The sequence below is a fragment of the Sphingobium tyrosinilyticum genome, assembly GCF_042654265.1.
GTDB classification, from domain to species: Bacteria; Pseudomonadota; Alphaproteobacteria; order Sphingomonadales; family Sphingomonadaceae; genus Sphingobium; species Sphingobium tyrosinilyticum.
The window spans coordinates 1-13,259 of sequence record NZ_JBHSFZ010000029.1 but is presented as its reverse complement, the minus strand read 5'-3'; the positions used below and the strand labels follow the sequence as shown (position 1 = coordinate 13,259).

The following is a 13,259-nucleotide window of genomic DNA, read 5'->3' as shown; positions in this document are numbered from 1 at the left end:
CAATGGCTTTTGCCGAGCATCCGTGTCCACCGGCACCAGAGGCGGTATCGGCCGTTGTCACCGCATGGGACTGTGCCTAAAGACGGATGCCATGGAAAATGACGAAATCACCGTCGCTTTGGGCGGCAATGTGAAGTGGCGCTTCCCTTCGGTGCATGCCGAAGGGATGAAATTTGGCCTGATCGCTGCGGCGATCACACTGGTGCTGTTCCTGGTGGGCTGGGAGATTCCCGGTTGGCTGATGGTGATGGTGACGATTTGGGTGTTCGCCTTCTTCCGCGATCCGGTGCGCGCGGTGCCGCAGGATGAGCGCGCGATCGTCGCGCCTGCCGATGGGCTTGTGACGCTGATCCAGCGCGTGCCGCCGCCCCGCGAGATGGCGGGAGCGGACGGACTGGGCGATCAGCCGATGGTCCGCGTTTCGATCTTCATGAGTGTGTTCGATGTCCACATCAACCGCACGCCGATCGGCGGGACCGTGAAGTCGGTCGTTTATATCTCCGGTAAGTTCTTGAACGCCGACCTCGACAAGGCGAGCGAGGATAACGAACGGCAGCATATCCTGGTCGAGCGGCATGATGGGTTGCGGGTCGGCTTTACCCAGATTGCGGGGCTGGTGGCGCGTCGGATCGTGCCGTTCGTGAAACCTGGCGACATGATCGCGGCGGGGCAGCGTATCGGCCTGATCCGTTTCGGCAGTCGCGTCGATGTCTATCTGCCCGCAGGAACCGCACCGCGTGTGGTGCTGGGGCAGAGGACGGTGGCGGGCGAAACCATCCTGGGCCAGATTGGCGACATGCGCGTCATTTCGGGCATCCAGCAATGAGGCAGCGGCGCACCATTCCGCGAGGGCTTCGCCGGGGCATCACGTTGCGGATGGTCGCGCCCAATGCTGTTACGGCGATGGCGCTCTGCTTTGGCCTGACCGGCGTTCGCTACGGCATATCGGGCGAGTGGGAGAGGGCGGTACTGTCCATCCTGATCGCCGGAGTTCTGGACGGGCTGGATGGGCGGATCGCCCGGCTGCTTCGTGGAGAAAGCCGATTCGGGGCAGAACTGGATTCGCTGTCTGATTCGATCGCCTTTGGCGTCGCGCCGGCCCTGACCCTTTATCTATGGTCGTTGCACGCTATGCCCAAGTTCGGCTGGATCTTCGCGCTGGCCCATGCTTTGTCCTGCGCGCTGCGGCTGGCGCGGTTCAACGCGAACATTGATGCGGACGAGCAGCCCCATAAGTCCGCAGGTTTCCTGACCGGCGTGCCGGCTCCAGCGGGCGCTGGCCTGGCATTCGTGCCGCTCTATCTGTGGCTGGTGACGGGGCAGGAGATATTCCGGGCCTGGTATGTCGTCGCGCCATGGACCGCCTTCACGGCCTTCCTGATGATATCCAACATCGCCACCTATAGCTGGTCGGCGCTCCGCTTGCGCAAGCGGATCCGGCTGGAAGCAATTGCAGTTGCAGGGCTGCTAGCTGCGCTGCTGATCACCGATCCGTGGCTCACATTGCTCTTCATATGCGCCATCTATCTGACCACCATACCGTTCGGGATGATGTCCTATGCGCGGGTGCGCCGGCAGCAAGCGCCAGCCGCCAACGCTTGATCCGATCAGGCGGTGAGGATGCCGGCAGCTATCGGGCGGACGGAGACGGTGGAACGCGGCTCTGCCCGGCGGCGGCTGATCCGCAGGCGGTAAACCGGCGCCTCCTGCGGGATAGGTTCGAACAGCAGAGCGGCGATCATCTTGTCGCGATAGAGTGCGAACATGCCCAGGATCGTGCCAGCGGCCAGCAAGAAGGCCGCGAAGAAAACGGTAGCTGCAACAAGGGTGAACATGAGGCCGCTCACTTTTCTGTGCTAGGGAACCAAAGTCCCGAAATGAAGGCAGCAAACCGGCCGGAGCGCCTGTTTGTTCCACATGTTCACTTTATGTTCTCAATCTCTCAGCGAGTCAACCCCTTGCATCGCTGCGTGGTAGGGGCTAAGGGCCGCGCCATTCCACATGGGAATCGCACATATCCGGTGCTGCGGCGTTCGCGTTTCAGTTCCTGATTCCCAGAGGCATCAACCGGAAGGAGAAATATTATGGCGGCTCCTGTCGTCACCATGCACCAATTGATCGAGGCCGGCGCTCACTTCGGCCACCAGACCCACCGCTGGAACCCGCGCATGAAGCCGTACATCTTCGGCGAGCGCAATGGCATCCACATTCTCGACCTGTCGCAGACCGTGCCGCTCTTCGGCCGCGCACTGGATTTCGTATCGGGGACCGTCGCAGCCGGTGGCAAGGTGCTGTTCGTCGGCACCAAGCGCCAGGCGCAGGACCCGATCGCTGAAGCCGCGCGCAAGTCGGGCCAGCATTTCGTCAACCACCGCTGGTTGGGCGGCATGCTCACCAACTGGAAGACCATCTCGGGCTCGATCAAGCGCCTGAAGACCCTCGAAGAGAAGCTGTCGGGCGACACCCACGGCTTCACCAAGAAGGAAGTCCTTCAGATGACCCGCGAGCGCGAGAAGCTCGAACTGTCGCTGGGCGGCATCCGCGACATGAACGGCATCCCCGATGTCATGTTCGTGATCGACGCCAACAAGGAAGAGCTGGCGATCAAGGAAGCCAACACGCTGGGCATCCCGGTCGTTGCGATCCTCGATTCGAACGTCTCGCCCGACGGCATCGCTTTCCCGGTTCCCGCGAACGATGACGCCAGCCGCGCGATCCGCCTCTACTGCGACGCTATCGCCGCCGCCGCCACCAAGGGCAACCGTGGGGCGCAGCAGGCTTCGGGCGTTGACCTGGGCGCTCTCGATGAGCCCGAGGTTGAAGAGGTCGTTGCGCAGGCCTGATCCCGCGGTCTTCGAACTGCAAGATTGACAGGCTAGGGCGCGCTCCACCGGAACGCGCCCTACTGCTTGTTTGAACCATTCATATTTGAACCCATCGAACATTTAGGAGCCGAAACATGGCCGAGATTACCGCTGCCGCCGTCAAGGAACTGCGCGACCGTTCGGGCGCGGGCATGATGGACTGCAAGAAGGCGCTCGCCGAAGCCAATGGCGACATGGAAGCCGCCGTCGATTGGCTGCGCGCCAAGGGGCTTGCCGCCGCGCAGAAGAAGTCCAGCCGCACCGCCGCCGAAGGTCTGGTTGGCGTCGCTGTCGCTGGCACCAAGGGCGTTGCCGTCGAGGTGAACAGCGAAACGGACTTCGTCGCCAAGAACGACCAGTTCCAGGATTTCGTCCGCACCGTGGCGCAGGTGGCTCTGAACAGCGGCGCGTCCGACGCCGAAGCGCTGTCGGCTCAGGCCCACCCCGCTGGCGGCACCATTTCGGAAAAGCTGGTGTCGAACATCGCTACCATCGGCGAGAACCAGACCCTGCGCCGCGTCGGCCAGGTGGAAGTAAGCCAGGGCGTGGTCGTCCCCTACGTCCACAACGCGGCTGCGCCGGGCCTTGGCAAGATCGGCGTTCTCGTCGCGCTGGAAGGTGATGCGCCTGCTGACGTCCTGGAGCCGCTGGGCAAGCAGATCGCGATGCACATTGCCGCGGCTTTCCCGCTGGCGCTGTCTGCGGCCGACATCGATCCGGCCCTGCTGGAGCGTGAGCGCGCCATCGCCGCTGAAAAGGCTGCCGAATCGGGCAAGCCCGCCGAGATCGTCGCGAAGATGGTCGATGGCGCCGTGGCTAAGTACGCGAAGGAGAACGCCCTGCTGTCGCAGCTGTTCGTCATGGACAACAAGACCCCGGTGGCCGACGTCGTCGCCAAGGCGGCGAAGGATGCAGGCAAGTCGATCACGCTGAAAAATTATGTCCGCTTCCAGCTCGGTGAAGGCATCGAGAAGGAAACGAGCGACTTCGCTGCCGAAGTCGCCGCGGCTGCGGGCGTTTGATCCGGCCGTGATCTGACAAAGCGTTCGGTTCGGGCGGCGCGCGGGAAGCAAGGCTTCTCGACAAGCCGCCCAAGGACGCTAAGGACTTCACAGAGTGGCGCGCGCTGCCTAAGGTGCGCGCCATTTCCTTGTCTGCCTCTAGAGGAATTTTGCCCCGCATGACCCGTCCGCCGTTCAAGCGCATATTGCTGAAACTCTCGGGCGAAGTGCTGATGGGGCAGGGGCAGTTCGGCATCGAGCCAGAGACCGTGAACCGCGTCGCGTCCGAGATCGCTGCGGCGAAGGATGCGGGCTTCGAAATCTGCGTCGTGGTCGGCGGCGGCAATATCTTCCGGGGTCTGGCGGGCGCCGCGAAGGGCTTCGACCGCACCAGCGCCGACTATATGGGCATGCTCGCCACCGTGATGAACGCGCTGGCGGTGCAGAATGCGCTGGAAAAGATCGGCTACGACACGCGCGTCCAGTCGGCGATCCCGATGGCCTCGGTCTGCGAGCCTTATATCCGGCGAAAGGCGGTGCGGCACATGGAAAAGGGCCGGATCGTCATCTTCGCGGCGGGGACCGGCAGTCCCTTCTTCACCACTGATACCACTGCGGCGCTGCGTGCGGCCGAAATGAATTGCAACGCGCTGTTCAAGGGTACCAGCGTCGATGGCATCTATGATGCCGATCCCAAGCAGGTGCCGGATGCAGCGCGTTATGACCAGATCAGCTTCGACCGGGTGCTGAACGACAATCTGAAGGTCATGGACGCGAGCGCCATTGCGCTCTGCCGCGAAAACAATATTCCCATCGTCGTGTTCAACATCCGCGAAACCGGCAATCTGGCCAAGGTGCTGGCCGGTGACGGTGTTGCGACGATCGTGCAAAATCAGGAGCGCTGAAAGACCATGGCTCAATATGACAAGGCCGACCTCGAACGCCGGATGCACGGGGCCGTCGAATCGCTGAAGGGCGACCTGGCGGGTCTGCGCACCGGCCGCGCCAATATCCAGCTGCTCGATCCGGTGACGGTTGAGGTTTATGGCGCGCACATGCCGCTGAACCAGATTGCTACCGTTTCCGCGCCCGAGCCGCGCATGTTGTCAGTTCAGGTGTGGGATAAGACCAATGTCGGCCCGGCCGACAAGGCTATCCGTTCGGCGGGCCTGGGCCTGAACCCGATCGTTGACGGTCAGACGCTACGCCTGCCCATCCCCGATCTGACCGAGGAGCGGCGCAAGGAACTGGCCAAGCTCGCCAGCAAATATGCGGAAGGCGCGCGTGTTGCGGTCCGCAATGTCCGCCGCGACGGCATGGACCATCTCAAGACCGACGAAAAGAAGGGTGAGATCAGCGAGGATGAGCGCAAGCGCCTCGAAACCGAGGTGCAGAAGCTGACCGACAGCACCATCGCCGATATCGATGCGGTGACGGCCGCCAAGGAGAAGGAAATTCTCGGCCACTGAGCCGGGACGCTCCGCCCCGTGTCCACCGCTCGCGCGCACTTCTGATGGCAAGCCAAGCCCAGTCCGACCTCGCCCATGGAGATGCGTCCGGTCATGGCGCGCGTCATGTCGCCATCATCATGGATGGCAATGGCCGATGGGCGAAGAAGCGGTTCCTGCCCCGCATCGCCGGACATCGCGCTGGCGTGGAGGCTGTGCGCCGGGTTTCGCGCGCGGCGCGCGAGTTGGGATTGGAGTGCCTGACGCTCTACGCCTTTTCCTCTGAAAATTGGAAGCGGCCCGCGAGCGAGGTGGCAGACCTCATGGGGTTGCTGCGGCGCTTTATCGAATCCGACCTGGACGAATTTCACGCGAACGGTGTCCGGCTGCGCGTCATCGGCAATTATCAGGCGCTTGATCCCGCGCTCGTCGATCTCATCGAACGGGCGGTGGCGCGGACCGCGGCCAATACTGGGCCGATCATCGCCATCGCACTCAATTATGGCGCGCAGGACGAACTGGTGCGGGCGGCGCAAAGCATCGTTCAGCGTGTTCAGGCGGGCGAAATCGACCCGGATGCAATCGGCATCGGCGATGTGGAAGCGGGCCTCGATACTGTCGGCCTGCCGCCGCTCGACCTTTTGATCCGGACCTCGGGAGAGCAGCGGCTCAGCAACTTCATGCTGTGGCAGGCGGCCTATGCCGAACTCTATTTCACCGATACGCTCTGGCCCGATTTTGATGCGGGGGCGCTTGCCGAGGCCCTTGATGCCTTCCGCTTGAGGGACCGCCGTTTCGGCGGGCTGTGATCTATGTCGAGCGAGCTTCGTACCCGCACGATCGTCGGCATTCTCCTTGTATTTCTGGCTTCGGCGGGACTCTATTTCGGCGGATTTTTCTTCTGGCTGTTGCTCGTTATCGCGGGCGTGCTGATGCAGGGGGAGTGGGCTGACCTGGCGGGAGCGACGCCTGAGCACCGGCGCTTGTCGATGTTTGCCGTATCCGTCCCGCTGGCGCTGCTTTGTCCGTTGGCGGCTGGAGTGTCCTGGACAGCCTTCACGCTTATGGTGGCGGCCTTTTTCTTCGTTGCATTGATTACGCGCTCGCTGCGGCTGGCGATGGGCGTCTTTTACGTGTGCGTGCCGGTGATGGCGCTCATCTTCCTGCGGCAGCAAGAGCCGGACAATTTCGGCCTGCTGCTGGCCTTCTGGGCGCTGGCGCTCGTCTGGGCGACGGACATTGGGGCTTATTTCTCGGGGCGCGCGATCGGCGGCCCCAAGCTGGCTCGCCGGGTCAGCCCGTCCAAGACCTGGGCTGGACTGGGCGGCGGCGTGCTTGCCGCGCTGGTCCTCGGCTTTGTGCTGCACCGGTTCGCGGGCCTGCCGATCCAGCTTGCCGCCGCGAGCGGGCTGCTGGCGGTGGCGGCCCAGCTTGGCGACCTGCTTGAAAGCGCGATGAAGCGGCGCGCGGGGGTCAAGGACAGCGGGAGCCTGCTACCCGGCCATGGCGGGGTGATGGACCGCCTGGATGGCGTTGCCACCGCCGCTCCATTGGCGGCGCTCCTCTATCTTTTTCTGGTATTTTCCTGATGCGTAAAGTTTCAATCTTCGGCGCGACCGGCTCTGTCGGCATGTCGACGCTCGACCTCATTCAGCGCGACCCCGGCGCATTTGAAGTCGTCGCGCTCACCGCCCACAGTGACGTCGATGGCCTGGCCGCGCTGGCGCGCCAGTTCGGCGCGCGCATGGCGGTGATCGGGGATGAAGCGCGCTATGACGCACTCAAGGCCGCGCTTGAAGGATCGGGCGTTATAGCTGCCGCGGGCGAAGGGGCTCTAGTGGAAGCGGCTGAGGCTGGCGCGGACTGGAGCATGGCGGCGATCGTTGGCTGTGCGGGCCTGCGCCCTACAATGGCGGCGTTGAAGGCAGGCGGCACGGTTGCGCTCGCCAACAAGGAGTCGCTGGTTTCGGCAGGCGCGCTCATGATGGATGCGGTGGAGCATTCGGGCGCGACGCTGCTGCCGGTCGATAGCGAACATAATGCTATTTTCCAGTGCCTTGCCGGAAGCCGCTTGGAAGATGTGGCAAGGATTATTTTGACCGCGAGCGGCGGTCCCTTCCGCACCCGCAGCCGGGAAGAGATGCGCGACATCACGCCTGCTCAGGCGGTGGCGCATCCCAATTGGTCGATGGGCGCGAAGATCAGCGTCGATAGCGCGACTATGATGAACAAGGGGCTGGAGCTGATCGAGGCAGCTCATCTCTTCCCCGTCGGGCTCGACCGGATCGAGATATTGGTCCACCCCCAATCGATTATTCACAGCATGGTCGAATATCGGGACCGTTCGACCTTAGCTCAGCTTGGATCGCCTGACATGCGCATCCCCATTGCGAGCGCGCTTGCCTGGCCCAAGCGGATGGAGACGCCGTGTCAGCCGCTGAACCTCGCGCAGGCGGGACGGCTGGACTTTGAGGCTCCGGACGAAGATCGCTTCCCGGCACTTCGTCTGGCGCGGCACACCGCGGAAGCAGGTGGCGCGGCTCCGGCGATTCTCAATGCCGCCAATGAAGTGGCCGTCGCGGCCTTCCTTAAAGGTGCCATCGGCTTCCTTGATATCGCCATGATTGTGGAGGACGTTCTGAACCGCTATAGCGCGCCTGTGCCAAGCGGGATCGACGATGTGCTGGAAGCGGATGCGCAGGCGCGAAGCATGGCGCGACATGTGATGGAAAGATTGACTGCTTGATCCAGAACCCCGGTTTTCTGTTGACCGTCCTAGCCTTTGTAGCGGTCATCGGACCGCTCGTTTTCGTGCATGAGCTGGGCCACTATCTGGTTGGCCGCTGGTGCGGGGTGAAGGCGGAGGCTTTTTCGATCGGCTTCGGTCCGGAAATCGCCGCATGGGTGGACCGCCGCGGCACACGCTGGCGGATCGGCGCGCTGCCGCTGGGAGGCTATGTCCGTTTCAAGGGTGATATGAACGCCTCCAGCCAGACCGATCCGGCCTGGCTGCAGCTTCCTGCCGCCGAGCGTGCGGAAAGCTTCCCCGCCAAGCCGCTGTGGCAGCGGGCGGCAATCGTGGCGGCGGGGCCGTTCATCAACTTCCTCTTCGCTATCTTGATCCTTGCCGCCTTCGCCTTCGCCCATGGGGAAAGCCGCACGCCAGCGGTAGCCGGTCAGGTTCAGCCGGGCAGCGCGGCCGCTGCGGCGGGGATTCAGCCAGGCGACCGCATCGTCTCGCTCAACGGCCGGGAAGTGGCGACATTCGACGATATCCGGCTCTATGCGCAGATCCGTCCCGATGAGCCGGTGAAGATCCTGATCGAACGCGCAGGCAGAAGTATCGAGAAGCAGGGCCACGTCAGCGCGGTGCAGGAGCGAGACGGCTTTGGGAACAGCTACCGGATCGGTCGGCTGGGTATCGCTCCGGGGGAGCCCGTGGTTGAGCCGGTCGCGCTCTGGCGCGCGCCCATCGTCGCTATCAAGCAGACGGGCCAGATCATCCGCACTATGGTGGAGACGCTGGGCCAGATATTGGGCGGCGGCCGCTCGGTGAAGGAACTTGGCGGGCCGCTCAAGATTGCCGAGGTTTCGGGTCAGGCGGCGACGCTGGGCATCGAAAGCTTCGTCTTCTTCATGGCGCTCATTTCGATTAACTTGGGGTTCATCAACCTGTTGCCAATCCCCATGCTCGATGGCGGGCATCTTTTATTTTACGGGGTGGAGGCAGTGCAGCGCAGGCCGGTCAGTCCGCGCGTGCAGGAATGGGCTTATCGTTCGGGCCTGGCGGTGCTCCTGGCCATGATGATGCTGGTTACTTTCAACGATTTATCTTCTTTCGGTCTCTGGGAACGCCTGTCCGGCTTGATCGGCTAAGCCGTATCGGGCAGGGAGACGCGATTTAGCGTCGTCTTTCCCGGCGTGAACGAAGATTTGCTTTTTTGTAAAAGGGTAGAGCGGGTGACAGCGATGATGAGCAGCAAGAGACAGCGCCCGGTTGTCGCGGCCCTTCTGGCAACGACGATGTTCGGCGGCCTGTCTGCGGTTCCCGTGCTGGCGCAGGAAGCCGGCGTCCCGGCAGCGCCCGCTCCTGCTGCTGCGCTGCCGACCGCGGGCACAGTCCGTAGCATCAATGTCGTGGGCCAGCAGCGCTTGGAGCCCGACACGGTCCTGTCCTACACCAAGCTGCGCATTGGTCAGCCCTTTACCCAGGAATCTCTCGATCAGGCCCTGCGCGACCTTTACGAGACGGAGCTGTTCGCGGATGTTCAGATCCGCAATGACAATGGCGCGCTCACCATCGAGGTGAAGGAAAATCCGGTCATCAACCGCATCGTGCTGGAAGGCAACAAGCGGCTGAAGGAAGACAAGATCCGGCCGGAAATCAGGCTCGCCCCGCGCCAGATATATACGCGGTCTAAGGTCCGTGCCGACGTCGCCCGCATCATCGAGCTTTATCGCCGCCAAGGTCGATTCGCCGCGACCGTTGAGCCGAAGATGGTTCAGCTCGACCAGAACCGCGTCGATATCGTCTTTGAAATTTCGGAAGGGCCCAAGTCCAAGGTCCGCCAGATCAACGTGATCGGCAATGACAAGTTCAGCGACGGCGAACTGCGCAGCCAGATGGTGACGAAGCAGTCGCGGTGGTTCCGCGTTTTCTCCTCGGGCACCAGCTATGACCCGGATCGCCTGGCCTATGACCAGCAGAAGCTGCGCCAATTCTACCTGACCGAAGGCTATGCGGACTTCCGTGTGATTTCGGCAGTCGCGGAACTCACGCCCGACAAGCAGGACTTCATCATCACCTATGTGGTCGAGGAAGGAAAGCGCTACAAGTTCGGCGACGTAAAGGTCGAGTCCGACATTCGTGACCTGTCGAGCGCGTCGCTCACCAAGACGCTGCCGATGAAGAAGGGCGATTGGTACAACGCCAAGCAGGTCGAGGACACGGTCGATACGTTGAGCGAGACGGCGGGCCTGTTCGGCTATGCCTTTGCGGAAGTGCAACCGGACTTCAATCGCGACAAGGACAGCCTGACGATGGGGATTAATTTCCGCATCGCCAATGCGCCGCGCGTCTATGTCGAACGCGTCGATATCAACGGCAATACGCTGACGCAGGATAAGGTGGTTCGCCGCGAATTCCGTCTGGCGGAAGGCGACGCGTTCAACAGCTTCCTCGTCAAGCGTTCGAAGGACCGCATCAACTCGCTAGGCTTCTTCCAGGAAAAGCTGGATATCGAACAGAAGCCCGGGTCCGCGCCCGACCGCATCGTGCTGGAAACCAATGTCCAGGAAAAATCGACCGGTGAACTGTCGCTGTCGGCCGGCTTCTCTTCGCTTGAGCGCTTCATCGTCGCGGCGTCGATTACCCAGCGCAACTTCCGGGGCAAGGGACAGGAACTGCGGGCGAGCGTCAACTATTCCAGCTATTCCAAGTCCGTTGAACTGGGCTTCACCGAGCCCTATTTCATGGACAAGAATATCGCGCTGGGCGGCGACATCTATCGCCGCGACCTCAACAGCTTCCGTTATCTGAACAATAACGATCGTGACACAACCTACAAGCAGACCACGACCGGCTTCCAGATCCGGGCTGGCGTGCCGATCACGGAATATATGTCGTTGGCGCTGCGCTACAGCCTCAACCTGGATGATGTGAGCCTGGATAAGGACACCTACTACACCAATGGGGTTTGCGATCCGATCCTGGCTGGGCGCTATTTGTGCGACGCCATTGGAAAGCGGACGACATCCTCGCTCGGCTACTCGCTGATCTACGATAATCGTGATAATCGCATCCGTCCAACGCGTGGGCATAATGTCGTGGTCAGCCAGGACTTCGCTGGCCTAGGCGGCAGCGTCAAATATATCCGCACGCGTCTAAACGGATCGAAATACTGGCCTTTGGGCGGGGGCTTCATCTTCTCGCTGTCTGCGGAAGGTGGCTATATCCACAGCCTTGAAGGTGAGCGTCGCGACGCCTCCGGCGAGTTGGTGGACAAAGTCCGCCTGACCGATCGCTTCTTCCTGGGCAATCCGCAGATTCGCGGCTTTGATATCCGCGGTATCGGGCCGCGTGTGAAGCGTTTCTACCTAGTGGAAGATCCGGACAACGCGGGCAGCTTCATTCGCAGTACTGGCGACAACAATGTCAGGGATGACGCGCTGGGTGGTAGAATCTACTATCTTGCTCGCGCAGAAGTCGAAATTCCGCTTGGTTCGGGCGCCCGTGAAATGGGATTGCGTCCTTCTATTTTCGTAGATGCTGGTGCTGTCGCGGGATTGCGCGATCCGATCCCCACGAACTTCCCCGGCTACTGCTCCGTAACTCCTCAAACAGGCACCACGGGCAGCGCGAGCACCGTTCGCGCAGCGTCGCTGGGTAATTGTAATGCTCCACCAACGGGTTTTGACGCCGCCTATCTGGATGGCACCGGATTTGAGGAAGTATATCTCGGCGACACGCTCAAGCCGCGTGTTTCCGTGGGGTTTGGCATCAACTGGAACTCGCCTTTCGGGCCGTTCCGCATCGACATCGCCAAGGCCCTGCTCAAGGAACCAGGGGACGACACTCAGCTCATCAGCTTCAACGTAGGGACTCAATTCTAATGAAGACGATTATCAAGGCTGCGGCGCTCGCTCTTGCGCCCATGACTGCCATCGTGCTGACCAGCGCGCCTGCTGCCGCTCAGTCCAAGACCGGCATCGCTGTCGTCGATCTGCAGCGCGCCGTCGCTACCAGTTCGGCCTACACGACTGCGCGGACGCAGATCCAGACCACTTACAAGGCACAGATCGACAGCTTCACCGCTCGCAAGAACGCGATCGATGCCGACCTGAAGGCGAAGGGCACGGCCCTGGAAGCCGCGATGAAGGCGGCTGGCGGCAAGCCGACCCCGGCTATCCAAACGCAATATGACGCCTATCAAAAGGCTGGCCAGAACGGCCAGGCCGAACTGCAGCGGCTGGGTCAGCCGATCGCGCTCGCCAACGCCTATGTCGAAGAGCAGATTTCGGCCAAGCTGTCCGACGCGCTCAAGTCCGCCATGACAAAGTCGAAGGTGGATCTGATCCTCGCGCCGGATGCTACCGTATCCTATCAGCCGACCGTCGATATCACTCAGCAGGTCGTGACCGAACTCAACGCGCTGGTGCCCAGCGTAGGCATCACGCCGCCCGCTGGCTGGCAGCCCGGTGGTGCCCGGGGTCAGGCCCCGGTGCCTGCCGCCGCGGCTCCCGCCAACCCGTCGCAGCAGCCGACTTCGCGCTGATAGCAGCCGATGACGGGGGAAGTTGACGCGGCACCCGCCGCCACTGGTTCCATCGATATTCGTGGGATCATGGCGGCGCTGCCGCACCGCTATCCGATGCTGCTCGTCGATCGCGTGGTTGCTCTCATACCCAATGAGAAGATCCACGCGGTCAAGGCCGTGTCGATCAACGAGTCCTTTTTCCAGGGACATTTCCCTGGACGGCCGATCATGCCGGGCGTGCTGATCGTCGAGGCGATGGCGCAGGCCGCGGGCGTGCTGACGGTCGAGACGCTCGATCTTCGTGGCTCGGGCAAGCTCGTCTATTTCATGAGCATCGACGGGGCGAAGTTCCGCAATCCGGTGGAGCCGGGTTGCCTGCTCGACCTTCATGTCGAACTGCTTCAGATTCGGGGGCGCGTCTGCAAGTTCCTCGGCAAGGCTTCGGTGGATGGCAAGCTTTGTGCCGAAGCGAATTTCGTCGCGATGATCGCCGACCCGCCGGTGGATTGACCCGAGCCGTCAGTTTGGGGTCCTCACATGGAACGGGCATCAACCCACCTCTGTTCGCCCTGAGCTTGTCGAAGGGCACGTCTAGAGCGGAATCTGATCACTCTGGCTCATATCCTGTAGCGGTGAAGTAATTTGCGCATTCTTCGGGGGTGAAGCGTGGCAAAGCGTCGCGGATTGCAT

At 62.2% G+C, this 13,259-nt stretch carries 14 protein-coding genes; 13 read left to right on the top strand and 1 reads right to left on the bottom strand.

Annotation, left to right across the window (positions count from 1 at the left end; genetic code table 11):
* Window positions 1-91 precede the first annotated feature (91 nt).
* Window positions 92-826 (top strand): phosphatidylserine decarboxylase, encoded by a 735-nt coding sequence (locus tag ACFO3E_RS13005; RefSeq protein WP_066528596.1) that lies wholly within the window; start codon window positions 92-94, stop codon window positions 824-826.
* A complete protein-coding gene (locus ACFO3E_RS13000; RefSeq protein WP_066524433.1) occupies window positions 823-1,602 on the top strand; it encodes a CDP-alcohol phosphatidyltransferase family protein in 780 nt (259 codons plus the stop codon). The genes ACFO3E_RS13005 and ACFO3E_RS13000 overlap by 4 nt, the downstream gene beginning before the upstream one ends.
* Window positions 1,603-1,607: 5 nt before the next feature.
* On the opposite strand, the gene ACFO3E_RS12995 is transcribed toward ACFO3E_RS13000, so the two are convergent.
* Window positions 1,608-1,835, bottom strand: coding sequence for a hypothetical protein (locus tag ACFO3E_RS12995; RefSeq protein ID WP_066524431.1), 228 nt, complete (start codon window positions 1,833-1,835; stop codon window positions 1,608-1,610).
* 249 nt (window positions 1,836-2,084) lie between these two features.
* Here ACFO3E_RS12995 and rpsB point away from each other — a divergent pair, with 249 nt between their 5' ends.
* From rpsB to fabZ, 11 genes are all read left to right on the top strand, one after another.
* The gene (gene rpsB, locus ACFO3E_RS12990; protein WP_066524430.1) at window positions 2,085-2,843 is read left to right on the top strand and encodes a 30S ribosomal protein S2; all 759 of its coding nucleotides are present in this window, start codon (window positions 2,085-2,087) and stop codon (window positions 2,841-2,843) included.
* A 116-nt stretch (window positions 2,844-2,959) separates the two neighbouring features.
* Window positions 2,960-3,886: a translation elongation factor Ts gene (gene tsf, locus ACFO3E_RS12985; protein ID WP_066524429.1), complete on the top strand. Its 927-nt coding sequence runs from the start codon at window positions 2,960-2,962 to the stop codon at window positions 3,884-3,886.
* Between the two features lie 158 nt (window positions 3,887-4,044).
* Entirely contained in the window at window positions 4,045-4,770 is a 726-nt protein-coding gene (gene pyrH / locus ACFO3E_RS12980; protein WP_066524428.1) for a UMP kinase, read from the top strand.
* Between the two features lie 6 nt (window positions 4,771-4,776).
* The gene (frr, locus tag ACFO3E_RS12975) at window positions 4,777-5,334 is read left to right on the top strand and encodes a ribosome recycling factor (RefSeq protein WP_066524426.1); all 558 of its coding nucleotides are present in this window, start codon (window positions 4,777-4,779) and stop codon (window positions 5,332-5,334) included.
* Window positions 5,335-5,378: 44 nt separating this feature from the next.
* Entirely contained in the window at window positions 5,379-6,122 is a 744-nt protein-coding gene (locus ACFO3E_RS12970; RefSeq protein WP_066524424.1) for an isoprenyl transferase, read from the top strand.
* Window positions 6,123-6,125: 3 nt separating this feature from the next.
* Window positions 6,126-6,902: a phosphatidate cytidylyltransferase gene (locus ACFO3E_RS12965; RefSeq protein ID WP_380805278.1), complete on the top strand. Its 777-nt coding sequence runs from the start codon at window positions 6,126-6,128 to the stop codon at window positions 6,900-6,902.
* Window positions 6,902-8,059 carry a 1-deoxy-D-xylulose-5-phosphate reductoisomerase gene (locus ACFO3E_RS12960; RefSeq protein WP_066524421.1) on the top strand — a complete coding sequence of 386 codons (1,158 nt, stop codon included), beginning with the start codon at window positions 6,902-6,904 and terminating at the stop codon, window positions 8,057-8,059. The genes ACFO3E_RS12965 and ACFO3E_RS12960 overlap by 1 nt, the downstream gene beginning before the upstream one ends.
* Window positions 8,056-9,189 (top strand): RIP metalloprotease RseP, encoded by a 1,134-nt coding sequence (rseP, locus tag ACFO3E_RS12955; protein WP_380805275.1) that lies wholly within the window; start codon window positions 8,056-8,058, stop codon window positions 9,187-9,189. Before ACFO3E_RS12960 ends, rseP begins: the two co-directional genes overlap by 4 nt.
* A 93-nt stretch (window positions 9,190-9,282) precedes the next feature.
* Entirely contained in the window at window positions 9,283-11,925 is a 2,643-nt protein-coding gene (gene bamA / locus ACFO3E_RS12950) for an outer membrane protein assembly factor BamA (protein ID WP_380805272.1), read from the top strand.
* Entirely contained in the window at window positions 11,925-12,587 is a 663-nt protein-coding gene (locus ACFO3E_RS12945) for an OmpH/Skp family outer membrane protein (RefSeq protein ID WP_066524416.1), read from the top strand. The genes bamA and ACFO3E_RS12945 overlap by 1 nt, the downstream gene beginning before the upstream one ends.
* Window positions 12,588-12,596: 9 nt before the next feature.
* Complete coding sequence (gene fabZ / locus ACFO3E_RS12940; RefSeq protein ID WP_066524414.1) at window positions 12,597-13,079, top strand: 3-hydroxyacyl-ACP dehydratase FabZ; 483 nt, start codon at window positions 12,597-12,599, stop codon at window positions 13,077-13,079.
* The last annotated feature ends 180 nt before the right edge of the window (window positions 13,080-13,259 follow it).